Genomic DNA, 19,818 nt, shown 5'->3' with positions numbered 1-19,818 from the left:
TCCGGCGGGTCTGCCTATTAGGGCGGAACGTTAAGTGACCATCCGGGTGGAAGCAGAATGCCGAAACGGCTCGAAGGTGAATTTGACTACATCGTCGTCGGAGCCGGCACGGCCGGCTGCATCATCGCCAACCGGCTCTCGGCAGATTCGCGCAACCGGGTACTCATCCTTGAAGCGGGCGGCGACGACAACTGGATCTGGTTCCACATTCCCGTCGGCTACCTGTTCGCGATCGGCAATCCGCGCTCGGACTGGATGTTCAAGACCGAGGCCGAGCCGGGCCTGAACGGCCGGTCGCTCGCCTATCCCCGCGGCAAGGTGATCGGCGGCTGCTCGGCAATCAACGCCATGATCTCGATGCGCGGCCAGGCCGCCGATTACGACCATTGGCGTCAGCTTGGGCTGACCGGCTGGGGCTACGACGATGTGCTGCCGCTGTTTAGGCGGATCGAGGATCACTTCCTGGGCGCGAGCGAGCATCACGGTGTCGGCGGCGGCTGGCGCATCGAGGCACCGCGGCTGTCGTGGGCCGTTCTCGATGCCGTCGGGGATGCCGCAGAAGAAATGGGCATCAAGCGCATCCCGGATTTCAACACCGGCGACAACGAAGGCACCAGCTATTTCCATGTCAACCAGAAGCGCGGACGGCGCTGGTCCTCGGCGCGCGGCTTCCTCAAGCCCGCACTGAACCGCCCCAATTTGCGGCTCGAGAAGCACGTGCTGGTCGACCGTCTCATCATCGAGCAGGGCCGCGCCGTCGGCGTGCGCTTCATCCAGAACGGCGAGGTCATCGAGGCGCGTGCGAAACGCGAGGTCATCCTCTCCGCCGGCGCGATCGGATCGGTGCAGGTGCTGCATCGCTCCGGCATCGGCCCGGCCGACTGGCTGTCGCCGCTCGGCATCGACATCGTCATGGACAAGCCCGGGGTGGGGCGCAATCTCCAGGACCATCTGCAGCAGCGCGCGATCTACAAGGTCGAGGGCGTGCGCACGCTGAACGAGACCTATTATAATCTGTTCCGCCGCGGCCTGATGGGGCTCGACTATGCCTTCCGCCGCCGCGGCCCGCTGACCATGGCGCCGTCGCAGCTCGGCATCTTCACGCGCTCCGATGCCACACGCGCCCGCGCCAACATCCAGTTCCACGTGCAGCCGCTGTCGCTCGACAAGTTCGGCGATCCGCTGCACCGCTTCCCCGCGATCACGGTGAGCGCCTGCAATCTGCAGCCGACCTCGCGCGGCACCGTGCGGCTGCGCGCGCCAACGCCCGATGAGAAGCCGATCATCGCGCCCAACTACCTGTCGACCGACGACGACCGCCAGGTCGCCGCCGACGCCATCCGCACCACGCGACGCCTGATGCAGCAGAAAGCGCTGGCAAAATATCACCCCAGCGAATATCTGCCCGGTCCCTCCGTCGGCGACGACGACGCCTCGCTCGCGAAGGCCGCCGGCGACATCGGCACCACCATCTTCCATCCCGTCGGCACGGCAAAGATGGGCGCGGCGAACGATCCGATGGCCGTGGTCGATGAACGCCTGCGCTTCTACGGTCTCAGCGGATTGCGCGTGGTCGATGCCTCGATCATGCCGACCATCACTTCCGGCAACACCAACACGCCGACCGCGATGATCGCGGAGAAAGGTGCGACGATGATTTTGGAGGATGCGAAGTAAACGAACCCGTAGCCCGGATGGAGCGAAGCGCAATCCGGGACGCCGCCGCAACACTGACCCCGGATTACGCTTCGCTCCATCCGGGCGACAGATCTCCCCCCTCACGAAATCGTCATCGTAACAGGGAATAAGTCTCCCCCTCCCCCGATCACCTCCCCGAAGCCCAATTCCGGGCGACGTGGAGAGGCGCGATGAGCGGACAAGATCACGGGGATGACGGCGTCAGCCGCCGCAAGGTGCTCGAATGCATGACGTGGGCCGGCACCGGGGTGCTCTGGACCGTCACGGGCGGCGTGCCGCGCTCGCTCGGTATCATCGATTCCGCGCAAGCTGCGACCGCGGCGGCGCCCGGCATGAGCTTCCTCCAGATCAGCGACAGCCATGTCGGCTTCGACAAGCCGGCCAACCCCAACGCGCTCGGCACGCTGGAGGAGGCCGTGAACAAGATCAACGCGATGCCGGCAAAGCCCTCGTTCATGATCCACACCGGCGACATCACGCATCTTTCGAAGGCCGCCGAGTTCGACAATGCCGAGCGCATCATCTCGCAGACCAAGCTCGACGTGCACTACGTCCCCGGCGAGCATGATTTCATCGACGAGGAGGTGAAGCTCTATCGCGAGCGCTACGGCCGCGGCACCAAGGGCCACGGCTGGTATTCGTTCGACGCCGGCGGCGTGCACTTCGTCGGCCTCGTCAACGTCGTCGACCTCAAGGCCGGCGGGCTCGGCAATCTCGGCGCCGAGCAGCTCGCCTGGCTTGAGGACGATCTGCGCGGCAAGTCGAAATCGACGCCGGTCGTGCTGTTCGCCCACATCCCGCTCTGGACCGTCTATCCCGAATGGGGCTGGGGCACCGAGGACGGCGGCCGCGCGCTCGAATACGTCAAGGGCTTTGGCTCGGTCACCGTGCTCAACGGCCACATCCACCAGGTGATGCAGAAGGTCGAGGGCAACGTCACCTTCCACACCGCGCGCTCGACCGCCTTCCCGCAGCCGGCGCCGGGAGCCGCTCCCTCGCCCGGCCCCATGAAGGTCGAGGACGCAAGGCTGCGCTCCATGCTCGGCGTTGCCAGCATCAACTTCAAGCAGAACGAGCAGCGGCTCGCGATCATCGACACACCGCTCCAGGGTTAAGGCTGAACGGAAGCTGACAATGAAGACTCTCAACCGCCGCGACTTCGGTGTCGATTTCGGTCTCGCTCTGGCCGCAGCCATGCTGTTGCCCGCAACAAGAGCCCGCGCCGACGACATGGACGTGCACATCGACAACTTCGTTTTCCAGCCGGCCGAGCTCAAGATCAAGGTCGGCACCACCGTGACCTGGACCAACCGGGACGACATCCCGCACACCATCGTGTCCGCCGGCAAGTTCAGGTCCAAGACCCTGGACACCGACGACAGGTTCTCCTTCACCTTCACCAATGCGGGCGACTACAAATATTTTTGTTCGCTGCACCCGCACATGACGGGGATGATCAAGGTTGAGTAACGTCTCCAACCAAGGCATCAACGTCCTGCCCGGCCGGTGGTCCCACGCCGGCCGGGCGCATGTGCCCGCAGTCACGGCAAAAGAAGAAGCGGAGGCAAAGCGAGGAGCGATGCCCGCCACCGACGATGTGCAGAAGGCACGGCGCTTCCGCGAGGCGGCGCTGCCCTATCTCGACGACGTCTACACGCTCGCGCGCTACCTGCTGCGCGATGCCTCCGACGCCGAGGATGCGGTGCAGGAGTGCTATCTGCGCGCGCTGAAGCATTTTGACAGCTATCGCGGCCCGGCGATGAAGCCCTGGCTGTTCGCGATCCTGCGCAACGTCTGCAACGCCGAATACGCAAGGCGCGCGCACCGGCCCAGCGCGATCGAGGACACGCCCGGCGCCGACGAGCAGACGCCGCTCTGGCAGGAGACCGAAGCGGGCCCCGAGACCGAAGTGCTGCGCAGCCGCGACGCCGGCGCGATCCGCAAGCTGATCGACGCACTCGCCGAACCCTTCAAGGAAACCTTCGTGCTGCGGGAGATCAACAACCTGTCCTATCGTGAAATCGCCGAGGCCGTCGGCGCCCCCGTCGGCACCGTGATGTCCCGCCTCGCCCGCGCCCGCGCCATGCTGCGCGCAGCCTGGACGGCGGAAGAGGAGCAAGCGAAATGACCTGCGACGAAGCAAGGATCCTGCTTCATGCGCTGCTCGACAACGAGCTCGACGCCGGCCACGCGCGCGAGGTCGAAGCCCATATCGCGAGCTGCCCGGCCTGCGCTGCCGAGTTTGCCGCACAGCGCCAGATGCAGCGCGTGCTCGCAGATACCAATCTGCGCTACACCGCGCCGGCAAGCCTGCACGCCCGCATCGAAGCCTCGCTGCCGCAGGCGCAGCGCCAGCAGCCGAGCCGCCGCGCCGTGCTGCGCGGCTTTGCGATGGGCTCGGCGGTCTCCGCGCTCGCCGCCTCCGGAATCGTCGCCGTCGTGCTGCGCCAGGATGACCAGCAGCGCATCCTGTCGGAAGTCGTCTCCGCACATCTGCGCTCGCTCCAGGCCGGCCACCTCACCGACGTGATCTCGACCGACCAGCACACCGTCAAGCCCTGGTTCAACGGCAAGCTCGACGTCGCCCCGCCGGTGATCGACCTCACCGCGCAAGGTTTTACGCTGGTCGGTGGCCGGCTCGACTATATCGACGCCCGCGCCATCGGCGCCGTGGTCTACCGGCGCCGGCAACACGTGATCAATTTGTTCGTGTCGCAAACCGCGAGCACCGAGCACCGGCAGCCGAAGACCCAGACCATGCAGGGCTTCAACTGCCGCCGCTGGGGCGACCGCGGCCTGAACTTCTGGGCCGTCAGCGATCTCGGCGCCGACGAGCTCGCCGAATTCGTCGACAAGTTCGAAGCGGCGATGAAGGCGAATGTGGAGGGATAGCTGCGCCGGCGCACGCCGTCATTCGAGCGGAGGAAACCGCTCGAACACGGGCAGTTCGTGAGCACGCTCCATCCAGCCGATCCGCTCGGCAGTCTGGATGTGCATGGTCGCCGGAACGGCGTTGGGATCATCATAGGTGCCGCTCTGGACGTCGATGGTTCCAGGCATCAGGTTTTCGTTGATGTAGAACAGCCCCGTGCCGCAATCGGCGCAGAAGTGCCGGCGTCCATGCTCGGAGGAATGATAGATCTTCGGCTGGCCGCGGACCACTTTGACCGCGTCGAGCGAATACATCGCCCAGCCGACCATCGGTGCCCCGGAATGGCGGCGGCAATCCACGCAATGGCAGAGTGCGTGCACCATCGTGTCGCCGCTCACTTCATAGCGGATCGCACCGCAATGACAGCCGCCAGTCACAGGCATGGCTCACTCCTCTCCCGGTCAGGGTCAATGCCGGGAAAGTAAGTGCCGATTTTGAGTTTCGGGAGGCGGACTGCTTCAGCAGGCCGCAGGTCGCGACACCAGGCCGCGGCGGAGCCTTACGCCGACCGCCGCACCGCGTTGTCCACCAGCGTCTTGCCGAGCGACCAGATCGCGCCGGGGACCTTGTGGCTGCCGGCGATGACGTCGTCGAAGGCGCGCTCGATCCAGCTGCAGTCTTCCTCGGTGATGGTGAGCGGCGGCAGCAGCTTGATGGTGTGGCTGCCGTGGCCGGCGACCTGCGTCAGGATCTTGTGATCCTTGAACAGCGGCACGGTGATGAGCTGGCAGAACAGGCCCTTGTTGGCGGTCTCCAGCACGTTCCAGGAGGCGCGCAGGCGCAGCGATTTCGGCGGGCCGAACTCGATGCCGATCATCAGGCCCTTGCCGCGCACTTCCTTCAACAGCTCGTAGCCGGGCACCATGCGCGTCAGCGCCAGGCGCAGCTCGGCGCCGCGCTTGGCGGCGGACTCGATCAGCTTCTCGGACTCCATGACATCGAGCGTGGCGATGCCCGCGGCCATGGCGAGGTCGTTCTTGGAGAAGGTGGAGCCGTGCACGACCGCACGGTCCATCTGGTTGAAGATCTTGTCGAAGATGCTCTTGCGCGTCAGCACCGCGCCGACCGGCACGTGGCCGCCCGACAGCGACTTCGACAGCAGCACCATGTCGGGCTCGACGTTCCAGTGCTCGACCGCGAGGAAGCGGCCGGTGCGGCCCATGCCGGTCTGGATCTCGTCGGCGACGAACAGCGTGCCGTATTTCTTGCAAAGCGCGGCAGCTCCCGGCAGGAACTCGTCGCTGGGCATGTTGACGCCCTTGCCCTGGATCGGCTCGACGATGAACGCCGCGACCTCGCGCGAGGCCAGCGCCTTCTCGAGCGCGGCCAGATCGTTGAACGGGACCGGGGTGCAGCCCGGTAGCAGCGGCTCGAAACCGGTGCGGAAATTCGAATCACCCGTCAGCGACAGCGCGCCATAGGTCAGGCCGTGATAGCCGTGGGCGCAATAGACGATGCCGGGACGCCCCGTGGCACCGCGCGCGAACTTGATCGCGGCCTCGACGCATTCGGCGCCGGAATTGGCAAAGAACGCCTTGTCGAGATAGGGAACGTATTTCAGCAGGCGCTCGGCCAGCACGCCGGCGAGCGTCGAGACGTCGAACTGGACGAGGTTGGGCAGGTCGGCATCGAGCACGCTCTTGAGCGCCTCGCGCATGACCGGATGGTTGCGCCCGATCGCAAACACGCCAAATCCGGACAACAGGTCGAGGTAGCGCGCGCCCTCGCGGTCGTAGAGGTACTGCCCCTGCCCCTTCTGGAAGCCGACATCGTAGCCGATGGTCTTGAGGACGCGGACGAACTGCTCGTTCAGATAACGATTATGCAGGGCGCTGCGCTGGGCCTGCCGGTCCGCGAACAGCTGAGACATGTCTGGATTTGGACTGTGCATCCGCTACATACTTCGGTTGAGGGCCGTCTCGTCAACTGAAAACGGACCGTTCCTGAAAACGGTCTGTGCGGCCTTTTGCCCTTTTTCGGACCATCTTCGCAAGCACAGCTTTTAGATCATGTTGCACTGCCAAGGAACACTCATGCGTTTGGCCCTTTACACCGGAATAATACTGGCTGGCGGTTACGCCTGCCTGACACCTGCCCTCGCCGCCGATCCCACCGGCGACTGGAGGGTCGCCGATGGCGTCGCCAACATCCGTGTCGCCCAGTGCAATGGCAGCATGTGGGGCGCCGTTTCCTGGGAGAAGAAGCCCGGCGGCCGCGACGAGAACAACCCGGATGTGTCGAAAAAGAACAGGCCGACGCTGGGCATGCCGACCCTGATCGACATGAAGAAGAAGCCCGGCGCCGATCAGTGGGAAGGGCAGGTCTATAACGCGCAAGACGGCCAGACCTACAGCGCGACCATCACACCTGTCGGCACCGACCAGCTCGAAATCAAGGGCTGCGTGATGGGCTTCCTCTGTGGTGGCGAGACCTGGACCCGAGTCGGGCCGCCGATCCCCTTGAGCCCCGCCAACGCCATGGCCAAGGGCGCGCCGAAGTCCACCAGCGCGGCGCCGAAAGCCCAGGGGGCGCAACAAGGAGCGCAACCAGCAGCCCAGGCACCCCAAGCCACGACCGGCGCCACAGCACCCGCACCGGCCGCGAAGACGGCCGCTGCGACCAAGCCCGGTCAGAAGGGCGCCGCCGATCCCGTCGGCGACATCTGCCTACTCCCTGACATTGCGGGGCTTGCCCATTAGGGCCGGCTGGAACAGCAGCACGGCGGCGAGCGTCGTCACCAGCGAGAGCGCGAGCAGCTTGCCCATGCTGGACGTGCCGGGATGGCTCGACAGCCACAGGCTGCCGAACGCGGTCGCCGTCGTCAGCGCGCTGAAGAAGATCGCGCGCGTCAGGCTGGTCTGAAGCAGATTTGTTCTGCCGGAGCGCCAGGCCACGACATAATAGATCTTGAACGCGACGCCGACGCCGAGCAGCAGCGGGAACGCGACGATGTTGGCGAAGTTGAGCGGCAGGCCGATCAACACGCAGATTTCGAGCGTCACAGCGCCGGCAACCAGAAGCGGCACCAGCGTCATCAGCACGTCCACGAACCGGCGCAGCGTGATCCACAGCAAGAGCCCGATCACGAGCAGCGCGTAGATGCCAGCGTGGATGAACGCCTTCACCACGGTGTCGCCGGATTTCAGGATCGAGACCGGCCCGCCGATCGCGGTCGGCTCGGCCTTGAGCACTGCCGCCGCAAATTTGCGCAGCGTGTCGTTGTCGTTGGGATCGCCCTTGGGCAGCGCCTCGACGCGGATGACGCCATCCTTGCTCTTCCAGGCGCTGACGAGATCGGGCGGCAGCGAGCTCAGGGTGACGGGACCCGCCTGCATCGCGTTCCTGAGCTGGTCGAACACGATCTTCATCGGCGTGACGAACACGTCCTGCGCCTTGTTGCGCGTGGCCTCGTCGCCATTGGCGAGCTTCTCGAGCGCATCCGCGAGCCGGCGCGAGGCGACCGCGCCCGGCCCCTTGGCGTCACCGGCAGTCCGGCGCAGATTGTCGACCGAGGATTTCAGCGACTCCACGTTCTCCTGGTCCGTCGGCGCCGCATCGATCTGGTCGGGGTTGAGCGCGGGATTCAGCACCTTGGCGCCCTGCGCGATCAGCTTCAGCTTCGGCTGCTGGTCCTGGGGCACGAAGCTGTCGAGCGACATCACCCGGAGCACTTCGGGCACCTTCTCGAGCCTCGCCTCGACCTGCCTTGCCTGCTCCTCGGACGTGGTCATCACGTTGATGGCATTGGCACCGGTGTTGGGATCCTTGCGCAGGTCGAGGAAGGTCGCGATCGACTCGGCGTGCGGATTGCGCAGGTTCATCGGGTTGAAGTCGAACTTCATGAAGTAGAGCAGCGGCAGGCCGGCAAGCGCGAGCAGCAGCGTGCCTCCGACGACCAGGACCCGGTGCTTCTCCAGGAAGTGATCGAGCGGCGCGAGGAAAGCGTAGCCGACCGGCTCCATCTCGCCGGGCGGGTTCAGCAACTTCAGCATTGCCGGCAGAACGGTGATCGAGGAGAGGAAGGCCACCAGCATGCCGACGCCGGCGATCTGGCCCAGCTCCGCGATGCCCTTGTAGTCCGTCGGCATGAAGCAAAGGAAGCCTGCTGCGGTCGCCATCGCCGCCAGCGACAACGGCACCGCCGAGCGTTTCGCAGCCAGCACCAGCGCACCGCGGAGGTCGTTGTGCTTGTAGCGCTCCGAGCGATAGCGGACGCTGTACTGGATGCCGAAATCGACGCCGAGGCCGACGAACAGCACCGCGAACGCAATCGACAGCAAATTGAATGATCCGACCATCATCAGGCCGGCCGCCGTCGTGATCGCGAGGCCGACGAAGAGATTGATGAACACGGCGAAGATGATCTTCCCCGAATGCAGCGCCAGCCACAGGATGAGCAGCACGACGAGGACGGTGCCGACACCGTTGACGACGGCGCCTTCCTGAACGGTGGCGTATTCCTCGTTCGCGATCGGGACCGGACCGGTCAGCCGCACCCGCGCCTGGAATTTGGTCGGAAAATCGAGGTCGGCGGCGGCCTTGCGGATTGCATCCGTGGCGTCCTTGCCGGGCTCCAGCGCGTTGTAGTCGAGGATCGGCTTGAACTCGATGAAGGCGCGCTTGTCCGAATCCGACAGCGGCTCGTCGCTGACGAGCTCGCGCCAGGAGAACGTCGCATTGCCCTTGTTGAGCACGGTCTCGACGGTCTGCGCGATCTGGTTGAAGGGCCGCTCGGTGCCGTCGAGCTTCACCTGCCCCCGCTTGACGCCGGCAAGCCCGGTCTCGAGCGCGCCGGTCAGGCCGCGGATCGAGGGATCGCCGGCCATGATCTCGATCAGGGGCGCTGCGGATTCGAACTGACCGGTCGCCTTGGCGACCTCTTCGGTCGGCAGGAACAACAGGCCATTGCGCTCGAAGAACTCGCCGGTGCCGAGCTGCTGCATCGACACGAAATTGGTCTTGTCGTCTTTCAGCTTCGCATAGAGCGCGTCCGCCGCGGCGGTCGTCAACTCGGGCGTCTTGGCCTCGACGACCGCGAGAATTGTCGCGTCACGGTCGAAGGCGCGGTCGAATTGCTGGTCGCGCTGCCGCCAGTCGAGATTTTGGGCAATCAGCGAATTGATATCGGTGTTGATGGCGAAATGGCGTGCAGCGTAATGGCCCGCGGCCACCGACAGCAGGAGCCCGAGAACGACGACGAGGGAGGCAAACCGGGTGCAGGCCCTGACGATGGCGACGACTACGCTTTGCAGCACTTCTTTTCTTTCTGCGGTTAACAGCTTGCCGGAAACGCCCGCTGTTTATCGGAGTTCCCGGGCGAAACCTATTGCTGTTTTGGGTGGTTCTCGCCGCAAGAAGGTTCGAGGTAAACGGCGGGAGACCGTGGCAAAATCATGCGGGGCGGTCGGTATAGCCGTGGAGTTGAGGCGGGAAAGTGACGAAGGGGTGAGCACAAATGTCGCCATTTTGCTCACGGCAATTCCTATACTATGGTACCGCGAAATTCAGCCGGCAGGGAACATGGTTTCATCCGAGCTTTCCTTTTTGCCGATTTTTTGACACAAAGTGCTGTGCCTCCATGCGCCGGGGCCCAGTTGGGGTGGGCGGTTACCGCGTGCGCGAGGCCAATGGTGCGTTTATTGCAACCCATTGGTCAGGGCCGCTGGGGACAGAGAAGCGAATTGGTGCAACTTGCGTGATGGGCGTCCTATGGAAGTTTATCTGGCGCAGCCGCGCGGCTTCTGTGCGGGCGTGGTGCGTGCGATCGAAATCGTGGAACGGGCCCTGGAGAAATACGGCCCGCCCGTCTACGTGCGCCACGAGATCGTGCATAACAAATACGTGGTCGAGAGCCTGAAGAACAAGGGCGCCATCTTCGTCGAGGAGCTGTCCGAGGTTCCGCCGAAGGCGGTCACGGTCTTCAGCGCCCATGGCGTCGCCCGCAGCGTCGAGGAAGAGGCCGCCGCGCGCGACCTTCCGGTGCTCAATGCCACCTGCCCGCTGGTCACGAAAGTTCACAATCAGGGGAAGCGGTACACCTCCAAGGGCCGCACCCTGATCCTGATCGGCCATGCCGGCCACCCCGAGGTCGAGGGCACGATGGGCCAGGTCCCGGGGCCGGTGCTGCTTGTTCAAAGCGTTGAAGAGGTTAAGGCCCTGACGCTGCCGCCGGATAGCCCAGTGGCCTACATCACCCAGACCACCCTGTCGGTCGACGACACCAGGGACATCATTGCGGCCCTCCAGGCCCGCTTTACAGATATTCAAGGCCCGGATATCCGGGATATCTGCTATGCGACACAGAACCGCCAATCTGCGGTAAGGGACTTGAGCAAGCTGGTCGACGTGATCTTGGTGGTGGGCGCTGCCAACAGCTCGAACTCGAACCGGCTCCGCGAAATCGGCACCGAAGCCGGCGTCGCGAGTTATTTGATTGCCGACGGCAGCGAGCTCAATCCGGAGTGGTTGAAAGATGCCAGGACCGTCGGCGTCACGGCCGGCGCCTCGGCGCCTGAGGTACTCGTGGATGACGTGATCGAAGCGATGCGGCGGATCGGACCGGTCAAGGTCCAGGTGCTCCCCGGTCGCGAGGAAAACATCGAATTCCGGCTTCCGGCCCAACTGGCTGCGAGCTGACCCACCCAGAATTTCAAGCCCAGAAAGAAACGTGTAATGGCAATCCCCTTCTTCAAGGAAATGCGTATCGGCGGCTATTTGCTCAAGCAGAAACTGCTTGGCCGCAAGCGCTACCCGCTCGTGCTGATGCTGGAGCCGCTGTTCCGCTGCAACCTCGCCTGCGTCGGCTGCGGCAAGATCGATTATCCCGACGCGATCCTCAACCGCCGCATGACGGCGCAGGAGTGCTGGGACGCCGCCGACGAGTGCGGCGCGCCGATGGTCGCCATTCCCGGCGGCGAGCCGTTGATCCACAAGGAGATCGGCGAGATCGTGCGCGGCCTCGTCGCGCGCAAGAAGTTCGTCTCGCTCTGCACCAACGCGCTGCTGCTCGAGAAGAAGCTCGATCTGTTCGAGCCCTCGCCCTATTTGTTCTTCTCCGTGCATCTCGACGGCCTGAAGGACCATCACGACAAGGCGGTGTCGCAGAAGGGCGTGTTCGACCGCGCCGTGTCCGCGATCAAGGCGGCCAAGGCGCGCGGCTTCACCGTCAACGTCAACGCCACCATCTTCGACGGCCATCCGGCCGAGGAGATCGCGAAGTTCCTGGACCTCACCGTCGAGCTCGGCGTCGGCGTCTCGATGTCGCCGGGCTACGCCTATGAGCGCGCGCCGGACCAGGAGCACTTCCTCAACCGCACCAAGACCAAGAAGCTGTTCCGCGACGTCTTCGCCATGGGCAAGGGCAAGAAGTGGAATTTCATGCATTCCGGTCTGTTCCTGGACTTCCTCGCCGGCAACCAGGAATACGAGTGCACGCCGTGGGGCATGCCCGCGCGCAACATCTTCGGCTGGCAGAAGCCCTGCTACCTGCTCGGTGAAGGCTACGCCAAAACCTTCAAGGAGCTGATGGACACCACCGACTGGGAGACCTACGGCACCGGCAAGTACGAGAAGTGCGCCGACTGTATGGCCCATTGCGGCTACGAGCCGACGGCGGCGACCGCAGCGCTCAACAACCCGATCAAGGCGATGTGGGTGTCACTGCGCGGCATCAAGACCTCGGGCCCGATGGTGCCGGAGATCGACATGAGCAAGCAGCGCCCGGCGCAGTACATCTTCTCCGAGCAGGTCCAGAAGAAGCTCTCCGAGATCCGCAAGGACGAAGCCGCTGCCGCGCAGGCAAAGGCCGCGCAGAAGGCTTCGACGGCCGCGTAAAGCGCGGGCTACGAACATCGAAACACAAAAGGCCCGGTCGCTAATGGCGACCGGGCCTTTTGCTTGTTCGGCGCGGGCGCCCCGAGATGGATTGAGTCGATCCGCAGGCCACGCTCCCTGCCCTCCTCGCCTGACCGGCTCGGGGAGCCCTTCTGCAAAAGAATGAAAAACAACCCCATGCACAGTAGAAGCGCACCTGCCGGCCGGCCCATAGCCCGCAACGTCAAGCCATTGCCGCGTCAAGCAAATCAGCGGCAAACTGGCAAGGAGTACGGCATCTGCGGCATGAGTGCGTTTTCGCAGCCAAACATGCCGTCAGCCGGGCGCGATCAAGACCCCGCTGCGAATTTCGTATTTTACGAACACGATTTGACGCGTCGGGCAAAACAGTGGCACTATGCCATGCCGCTCCTTCAAGACTGTCAATGTAACTCCGGCGGCCGAAGCGGCCTATACGACCGTGCTAGCCCACAATCTTATCGGTTTGTCGGCGAGCTCTTGAAGCGGCAAAAGCAAACCATGGTCGTTGTCAATCGCAGCGCGCAGATTAGGTGGCACGGACTGCAATAGGCATTCAACCAGCATGTCCCCCCGCCATTCCAACAAGTAGGTCGCCGGCACGACTACCAGATCGTTTAATCGCGACCTTTCTGCTTGATCGAAATCATCCAGAACTCGATCATCCCGAACAATCGAGAGCCATTGTCCGTCGCGTTCAATCACAAGCTGATTGCCAATGCCGCATCTTCCTCCGTGTTCCGACGCCCATACCTCCGGCGACCATACACCGTCACGTTCTACAATCAGGATTATCGTATTCATGGACGAACGGCCTCAATCAACGCTGTCTCACAATTCGTGGCAGCGCGTAGGATGGGTTGAGCTCTTGCGAAACCCATCTTGTCCCGATTACCGCTCTCCATAATCGCGGCCATCATCCGACTGATCGCCCGCCCAATCGGCTGGATAGTTACCAAGCTCCACGTGGCGATGAAAAGATGACGGCGCCCAGTCGCGGACTCGGTCGACGAGCCTGTGCTTGACTGGATTGACGTGAACATAGTCAACATGCCGGGCGAAATCGATTTCGTCGCGGATGGTATGCTCCCAATATCTGCGTTGCCAGATGCCCCGTTCACCTTTGGCCGAACGGCTTTGAGATATCCTTTCGTTCCGCGCCAGACGACGCGAAAAGGTGGACTTGATCAACTGCCAGCGCATCGCAAAATCGGCGTCGCCTTCGGGCAACGTCCATACTGTGTGAAGGTAATCAGGCAAACCACGATGGCATCGATCGTGAAGGGATGGCGCCGGTGCGTCTCACGAAACGCAGCGCGCAACAACTCGACGTGATCCGTCAGCAACGAGAGCTTCCGCTCCGCCAGATTGACGGTGAAGAAGAAGCATCCACCCGGAACGAAGTTGCGACGGTACCCGGTCATGGCGCGACGCTACCACGAAGCAAGCGCGATGGGTTTCGCGAAGAGCTCAACCCATCCTACGAAGTCGCGCAGAAGCCCCCAAAGCAAAAGGCCCGGACGCCAATGGCTACCGGGCCTTTTGTTTTATCAGCGCAAAGACTCCGCTCAGGCCGCCTTCGACACCAGCGCCTCGCTGTCGATCAGCTCGGTGCCGATCAGATAGTCGCGGCAGCCGCGCAAGGACCGCAGGGCGCGGTTGAAGTCGATGCCGGTCGAGACCAGCGCATGCAGCGTTGCCGGATTGCGCACGATGCCGCGGAGCACGGCGGCGAGGTCGATCTGGCCGTTCGGCTTGATCGCGGCGCGAGCGAGCGCCGGCAGGGCGCGGTGGGCGGGATCGCTGATGACGCGGACCGCGGCGAAGGGCAGCCCGGCCTCGGCGGCGTAGGCGGCGGCGATGTGGCTTTCCATGTCGACGGCGGAGGCTCCGGTCTCGGAGTGGAGGGCCGCCTTGCAGGAGCTCTTCGTGACCACTTCCTCGGCGCCGGCGAGGCTGCCGCGCACCACGCGGCGGCGGCCCGAGGTCAGGCGCTCGATCAGGTCGTCGCCGAGCGACAGGCCGGCGGCCCAGCGGGTGTCGCCGGAGAGCACCTCGGTCGCCAGCACGACGTCGCCGGAACGCAACGTCGGGTCGAGCCCGCCGGCCACGCCGAACGAAATCACGCCGCGAATCGTCTCGGGGTCCACCACCGTCAGCAGCGCCCGCAACTGGGTCGGGCTGCTGGATGAACAGATGACCGCCATGCCAGGCCCGGCCGCAATACGGGCCTCCTGCACCAATCCGGTCACGATCAGTATCGGCCGCGGGTCGATGGCATTACCCGCGGTAATATAGTCCCCCGTCCCCAAAGTCACATTCCGACCCCTACCACCCTGCTGTTGGTGTTCCGCAAGTTCCGATACCGCGCCAACGCCCACAGCGGAAAGAACTTTGGGTAACCATGATACCGTAGATAGAACACGCGGGGGAAGCCTGTGGCGGTATACCGCTGCTCGTCCCACAGTCCTTTTTCGTTCTGTGTTGCAATCAGGTACTCCACCCCGCGGGCGACGGCCGGGTGATCAACCTCGCCAGCCGCCATCAGGGCAAGCAAGGCCCATGCCGTTTGCGAGGCGGTCGAGGGGGCGGCTTCCCATCCCCGGTAGTCCAGCCGGTAGCTGACGGCGTCCTCGCCCCAGCCGCCGTCGTCGTTCTGGATCGAGGCCAGCCAGTCGGCGGCCTTGCGGATCATGGGGTCATCGTGGCGGACGCCGGCCATGTTGAGGGCGCAGAGCACCGACCAGGTTCCATAGATGAAGTTCATGCCCCAGCGGCCGTACCAGGACCCCTCGGGGTGCTGGGTCTTCCGCAAATAGGCAACGCCGTCGGCGACGTGCTTGCTGGTCTTCTCGGTCTCGCCGAGCTGGGCCAGCATGGAGATGCAGCGCGCGGTGACGTCCTCGGTCGGCGGATCGAGCAGCGCGCCATGGTCCGAGAACGGGATGTTGTTGAGGTAATATTCGAGGTTGTTGACGTCGAAGGCGGCCCAGCCGCCGTCGTCGCTCTGCATGCCCTCGATCCACTCCCGGCCGCGGGCGATCGCGGCATCGTAGCCGGTCGCACCGTGCTCCCGGCGCATGCGGTCCATCGACATCACCACCACGGCGGTGTCGTCGAGATCGGGGTAGTGCGCGTTGTTGTACTGGAAGGCCCAGCCGCCCGGACGCACGTCGGGCCGCTTCGCCGCCCAGTCGCCCTTCACCTCGAGCTCCTGCCGCGGGATCAGCCAGTCGAGGCCCTGCTTGGCCGCAGGCACTGCCTTGTCGCCCCCGGCTTCCAGCAGCGCGTGCGCGGTCAGCGTCGTGTCCCACACCGGCGAGACGCAGGGCTGGCAATAGGCTTCGTCCTCGCCGATCACGAGCAGCTTGTCGATGCCGCGGCGCGTGATCGCGCGCGGCGGGAAGTTCTCGTCCTTGCCGAGCGCGTCGTACATCATGACGATGTTGGCCATGGGCGGATAGATCGCGCCCATGCCGTCCTCGCCGTTGAGCCGCTCCTCGGTGAAGGCGAGCGCGGCGTCGATCGCGCGCTTGCGCAGGCTCTTCGGAAACAGCGGCTCGATCACGCGCAGGATCGCATCGAGCGAACGGAACAGCAGGAACCAGGCCATGCTCTGATGCGGCGCCTTCGCGGTCATGCCGATCGAGCGCGGATCCTGCAGGAACAATTCGTCGATGCCGACGCCCTTCGGATTCCTCGCGCGCGGCTTCAGCGCGGCGATCACCATCAACGGCACCATGGTGGTGCGCGCCCAATAGGAGATCTTGTTGAGGTGGAACGGCGACCAGAACGGCAGCAGCACGATCTCGATCGGCAGCACCGGCACCGCGCGCCAGGTCACGACGCCGAAGGTCGCCAGCAGGAAGCGGGTGAAGACGTTGCTGTTGATCGCGCCGCCGCGGGCGTGGATCGCCTCGCGCGCACGCACCATGTGCGGGGCATCGACGGAGTCGCCGATCATCTTCAGCGCGAAGTAGGCCTTCACGCTGGCGCTCATGTCGAACTCGCCGTCATGCACCAGCGGCCAGCCACCATGGGCACCCTGCACGCGACGCAGGTAATTGCCGATCTTGGCCTCGAGCACGGTGTCGACCGGCTCGGCGAGATAGTGGCGCAGCAGGATGTACTCGGCCGGAATCGTGCAGTCGGCCTCGAGCTCGAACACCCAGTGGCCGTCCGATTGCTGGAAGCCGAGGACGCCTTGGGTGGCCGACGCAATGCTCGATTCCAAAGCTTCGCGGCTGGTCGCGTTCACGGAATCCATGTCGCTCGATTGCTCCGATAGTCGATTGAAAGTTGACCGGGACATTTGCCCGTCAGGGCCGCTTTTCAGGATCCTTTGGCGGCCAGAACCAGATCGGCGGCGCGGTCACCCGACCGGACCGATCCCTCGATGGTTGCCGGCAATCCCGTAGCAGTCCAGTCGCCGGCGAGGAACAGGTTTTTCAGCGCAGTGACCGGCCCCGGACGCAGGGCATTCTGGGCAGGCGTCGCCGCAAATGTGGCACGGCGCTCGCGCACGATCTGCCAGGGCGGGAGCTCGCCGGAGACACCGCCCGCCTTGCAGACGTCGCTCCAGATCGCCTGCGCGAGTTCCTCGCGCGGCATGTCGACGAGACGATCGCCGTTGCTGATGGTCACCGAGAGCCGGTTCGGGAACGCGAACAGCCATTCCACGACGCCGCCGATCACGCCGAGGATCGGCGCCGAGCCCGGCGGCGGCTCAAAGCGGAAATGCGCGTTCACGATGGCGCGGAATTCGGTCGGCGTCTTCAGGCCCGGCAGCAGGCTCGCTGCCGCGCGCGGCGGCACCGCCATCACGATCACGTCACCCGCACCGAGCTGGATCACATCCTCGCCGCCGAAATTCAGCGCGGTCACCTTGCCGTCGGTGCTGACGAACGAACGCAGCTCATGGCCGAGCTGAACGGTGTGGCCGCGCTCAGCCAAGAACTTCACCGCCGGCTCGATGAGAACCGCGCTGAGACCATCGCGCGCGATGAGGGGACGGCAGGCCTGCCCGCCCGCAAGCAGCGTCTCGCGCACGATCGCGCCGGCGAGCCCGGCCGAGCCTTCGGGCGGATCGACGTTGAGCGCGGCGAGCAGCAGCGGCTGCACCAGACGCTGGTAGAGGATGCCTTCGGTCGGAATGGACTTGCCGACCAGCGTCTCCTCCGACGCCCAGATCAGCGGCGCCAGCTTGAGATAATCGGTGAGGCCCGTGTCGGGCACGCGGCGGCCTTCATCGAGCACCCAGGTCGGCCAGCGGCCATCGCCGAGATCGATCTGCCAGCGCTGCCCGGTCTTGATATCGACGAAGGGAAACTGTGCGCTGTCAGGGCCGACGAGGCCGGCCTCGGTGCCGATCGCACGCGCATAAGCGCGCGCGTGGCTGTTGCCCGACAGCAGCAGATGATTGCCGTTGTCGATGGTGAGATTGGTGGCGCCGTCGAAATAGGACCGGCAGCGGCCGCCGGCCTGGTGCGTCGCCTCGTGCACGGCGACCTTGAAGCCGGCATTGGCGAGCCGCACGGCGGCGGAGAGGCCGGAAATTCCAGCGCCGATGATGTGAGCTGTGTTTTGCATCAGATGAAAGCGTAACGGAGCAGGATCAAGATGCGTGTGATCTTCGACACACGCACCGGCTCGCGCGGCGCGTTGAAACCGCGCGCGATCAGGAGGTCCAGAATGGAGTGATAGTATTTCGACATAATCCGCGGCGCGCGCACGGCGCGGCGCCTGTTGCGGTTCATGATCTCGTCCGACTTCTCGAAATGCATCTTCGCACGCTGCGTCAGCGGCACACAGACCTTCGGCAGCGCGCGCTCGGCGATCACGCGGTTCGGATCGTTGGAGGTGATGCCGGCATGCAGCAGCGCCTCGCGCGGCAGATAGAGCCGGCCGAGGCCTGCATCCTCGTCGATGTCGCGCAGGATGTTGGTGAGCTGGAGCGCGCGGCCGAGATGGTAGGCGAGTAGGATGCCGTCTTCTTCCGGCATGCCGAACACCCGCACCGACAGCCGCCCCACGGCGCTGGCGACGCGGTCGCAATAGAGATCCAGCGTCGCCATGTCGGGCGCGCGGATGTCCTGCGGCACGTCCATCTCCATGCCGTCGACGATGGCCAGGAAATCCTCGCGCTTGAGCCCGAAGGTCTTCACCGAAGCGACGTAGTCCTTCAGCCGCGGCGGCGGATTGCCCTGGTAAAGCGCGTCGATGTCATTGCGCCAATCCTGAAGCGCGGCGAGCCGCTCGTCGCGCGGGCCGTCGGAATCGGCGATGTCGTCGACCTGGCGGCAGAAGCTGTAGATCTGGAACATCGCTTCGCGCTGGTCGTGCGGCAGGATGCGCATCGCGGCATAGAACGAGCTGCCGGATGCGGTCGAGCCATAACTGGCGCCGGGCGTGGCCGCCTCAAGCGTCATGTGCAGTCCCCGGTCTGGAAATGGCCTTGCGTCCGATCGCGCGACGGCCGACTTCGCCGATCATGCCGGCGAGGCTGAAGATGAGAAGCTCGAACTTGTTCAGATGCACGCGCTCGCGCAAGGGATCGCGCACCTTCAACAGGCGCACGATGCGATCGGCATAGGCCTGGATGACGGCGACGTCGACGCCGAGGCGGAAATCCCTGATTTCCGCGGCTAGAGACCTGCCCTCGTCGAGCAGTGCCTCGTTGCGCGCGGCGAGCGACTGCAGGCAGGCGAGCATCGCCGGCGGCGACTGCGCGAGTCCAAGCTGCTCGACGGAGGCGCCGTGTGCTGCCAGCGCATCGCGCGGCAGGTAGACTCGGTTGAGCTCGCGGAAATCCTTGCCGCAATCCTGCAGGTGATTGTTGATCTGGAGCCCTGCGCAGAGCGCGTCCGATGCGGCCCAGGTCGAGGTACTCTCGCCATGGACGTCGAGCATGAAGCGGCCGACCGGCATCGCCGAATAGCGGCAATAATGGATGACCTCGTCCCAGGTCTCGTAGCGCAGCTTGGTCACGTCCATGCGGAACGCGATCAGCACGTCGAGCGCGTGACGCGGCGGCATGCCGCGCTCGGCCAGCGCACGGCGCAGCGTGACGGCCTCAAGCTGGGTGTCGCCCTTGCCGAGCAGCTCCGCCTCCAGCAGGTCGAGATAAGCGAGCTTCTGGTCGGGGGGCAGCGTGGCGTGGTCGGCGATGTCGTCGGCGGTGCGGACGAAATTGTAATAGGCCAGGATCAGGGCGCGATGACGCGGATGAATGATCCAGGACGCGACGGGAAAATTCTCGTCGCGGTCACCCTTGCCGGATCGCAATTCGCTCGCTGAGGTCATCGAGGGCTGGTTAACAATCGTTTGGACAGGAAGGG

Annotated in this window: 17 protein-coding genes and 1 pseudogene; 8 read left to right on the top strand and 10 right to left on the bottom strand. The window is 64.6% G+C overall.

Going from position 1 to position 19,818, the window contains the following annotated elements:
• The first annotated feature begins 57 nt into the window (after nucleotides 1–57).
• The 5 genes from XH79_RS31670 to XH79_RS31650 all read left to right on the top strand — a co-directional run bounded on the left by XH79_RS31670 (nucleotide 58) and on the right by XH79_RS31650 (nucleotide 4,590).
• Nucleotides 58–1,677, top strand: coding sequence for a GMC family oxidoreductase (locus XH79_RS31670; protein ID WP_271584199.1), 1,620 nt, complete (start codon nucleotides 58–60; stop codon nucleotides 1,675–1,677).
• A gap of 191 nt (nucleotides 1,678–1,868) precedes the next feature.
• The gene (locus XH79_RS31665; RefSeq protein ID WP_271584198.1) at nucleotides 1,869–2,813 is read left to right on the top strand and encodes a metallophosphoesterase family protein; all 945 of its coding nucleotides are present in this window, start codon (nucleotides 1,869–1,871) and stop codon (nucleotides 2,811–2,813) included.
• 19 nt (nucleotides 2,814–2,832) lie between these two features.
• A complete protein-coding gene (locus tag XH79_RS31660) occupies nucleotides 2,833–3,168 on the top strand; it encodes a cupredoxin domain-containing protein (RefSeq protein ID WP_212343731.1) in 336 nt (111 codons plus the stop codon).
• A gap of 109 nt (nucleotides 3,169–3,277) precedes the next feature.
• Complete coding sequence (locus XH79_RS31655; RefSeq protein ID WP_271584197.1) at nucleotides 3,278–3,826, top strand: sigma-70 family RNA polymerase sigma factor; 549 nt, start codon at nucleotides 3,278–3,280, stop codon at nucleotides 3,824–3,826.
• Complete coding sequence (locus tag XH79_RS31650) at nucleotides 3,823–4,590, top strand: anti-sigma factor family protein (protein WP_271584196.1); 768 nt, start codon at nucleotides 3,823–3,825, stop codon at nucleotides 4,588–4,590. Before XH79_RS31655 ends, XH79_RS31650 begins: the two co-directional genes overlap by 4 nt.
• A gap of 18 nt (nucleotides 4,591–4,608) precedes the next feature.
• Here XH79_RS31650 and XH79_RS31645 read toward each other — a convergent pair whose 3' ends face one another.
• Nucleotides 4,609–5,013, bottom strand: a complete 405-nt coding sequence (locus XH79_RS31645; RefSeq protein WP_271584195.1) for a GFA family protein — start codon at nucleotides 5,011–5,013, stop codon at nucleotides 4,609–4,611.
• A gap of 116 nt (nucleotides 5,014–5,129) precedes the next feature.
• A complete protein-coding gene (gene hpnO / locus XH79_RS31640) occupies nucleotides 5,130–6,521 on the bottom strand; it encodes an aminobacteriohopanetriol synthase HpnO (RefSeq protein ID WP_271584194.1) in 1,392 nt (463 codons plus the stop codon).
• Nucleotides 6,522–6,663: 142 nt separating this feature from the next.
• Here hpnO and XH79_RS31635 point away from each other — a divergent pair, with 142 nt between their 5' ends.
• Nucleotides 6,664–7,329 (top strand): DUF2147 domain-containing protein, encoded by a 666-nt coding sequence (locus tag XH79_RS31635; protein ID WP_271584193.1) that lies wholly within the window; start codon nucleotides 6,664–6,666, stop codon nucleotides 7,327–7,329.
• Here XH79_RS31635 and XH79_RS31630 read toward each other — a convergent pair.
• On the bottom strand, nucleotides 7,297–9,885 hold the full coding sequence (locus tag XH79_RS31630) for an MMPL family transporter (RefSeq protein WP_271584192.1): 2,589 nt from the start codon (nucleotides 9,883–9,885) through the stop codon (nucleotides 7,297–7,299). The genes XH79_RS31635 and XH79_RS31630 overlap by 33 nt on opposite strands.
• A 454-nt stretch (nucleotides 9,886–10,339) precedes the next feature.
• Between XH79_RS31630 and ispH the strand changes: the two genes are divergently transcribed.
• Together ispH and hpnH are read left to right on the top strand one after the other, a co-directional pair.
• Entirely contained in the window at nucleotides 10,340–11,266 is a 927-nt protein-coding gene (ispH, locus tag XH79_RS31625; protein WP_271584191.1) for a 4-hydroxy-3-methylbut-2-enyl diphosphate reductase, read from the top strand.
• Nucleotides 11,267–11,302: 36 nt separating this feature from the next.
• The gene (hpnH, locus tag XH79_RS31620; protein ID WP_212343723.1) at nucleotides 11,303–12,463 is read left to right on the top strand and encodes an adenosyl-hopene transferase HpnH; all 1,161 of its coding nucleotides are present in this window, start codon (nucleotides 11,303–11,305) and stop codon (nucleotides 12,461–12,463) included.
• 450 nt (nucleotides 12,464–12,913) lie between these two features.
• Here hpnH and XH79_RS31615 read toward each other — a convergent pair whose 3' ends face one another.
• The 7 genes and pseudogenes from XH79_RS31615 to hpnC form a co-directional block, all read right to left on the bottom strand.
• Nucleotides 12,914–13,285, bottom strand: a complete 372-nt coding sequence (locus XH79_RS31615) for a hypothetical protein (RefSeq protein ID WP_271584190.1) — start codon at nucleotides 13,283–13,285, stop codon at nucleotides 12,914–12,916.
• A gap of 87 nt (nucleotides 13,286–13,372) precedes the next feature.
• Nucleotides 13,373–13,905, bottom strand: a pseudogene (locus XH79_RS31610) (REP-associated tyrosine transposase).
• A gap of 144 nt (nucleotides 13,906–14,049) precedes the next feature.
• Complete coding sequence (locus tag XH79_RS31605) at nucleotides 14,050–14,799, bottom strand: phosphorylase (RefSeq protein WP_271584189.1); 750 nt, start codon at nucleotides 14,797–14,799, stop codon at nucleotides 14,050–14,052.
• The gene (shc, locus tag XH79_RS31600; protein WP_271584188.1) at nucleotides 14,796–16,748 is read right to left on the bottom strand and encodes a squalene--hopene cyclase; all 1,953 of its coding nucleotides are present in this window, start codon (nucleotides 16,746–16,748) and stop codon (nucleotides 14,796–14,798) included. The genes XH79_RS31605 and shc overlap by 4 nt, the downstream gene beginning before the upstream one ends.
• 65 nt (nucleotides 16,749–16,813) lie before the next feature.
• Nucleotides 16,814–18,070 (bottom strand): hydroxysqualene dehydroxylase HpnE, encoded by a 1,257-nt coding sequence (gene hpnE / locus XH79_RS31595; protein WP_271584187.1) that lies wholly within the window; start codon nucleotides 18,068–18,070, stop codon nucleotides 16,814–16,816.
• The gene (gene hpnD / locus XH79_RS31590) at nucleotides 18,070–18,909 is read right to left on the bottom strand and encodes a presqualene diphosphate synthase HpnD (protein ID WP_271584186.1); all 840 of its coding nucleotides are present in this window, start codon (nucleotides 18,907–18,909) and stop codon (nucleotides 18,070–18,072) included. Before hpnD ends, hpnE begins: the two co-directional genes overlap by 1 nt.
• Nucleotides 18,899–19,783, bottom strand: coding sequence for a squalene synthase HpnC (gene hpnC, locus XH79_RS31585; protein ID WP_271584185.1), 885 nt, complete (start codon nucleotides 19,781–19,783; stop codon nucleotides 18,899–18,901). The genes hpnD and hpnC overlap by 11 nt, the downstream gene beginning before the upstream one ends.
• Nucleotides 19,784–19,818 lie beyond the last annotated feature (35 nt).

The sequence above is a fragment of the Bradyrhizobium sp. CCBAU 45389 genome (assembly GCF_028128625.1).
Lineage (GTDB): Bacteria > Pseudomonadota > Alphaproteobacteria > Rhizobiales > Xanthobacteraceae > Bradyrhizobium > Bradyrhizobium liaoningense_B.
The sequence above is the reverse complement of the archived record's forward strand: the minus strand, read 5'-3'. Positions and strand labels throughout refer to the sequence as shown.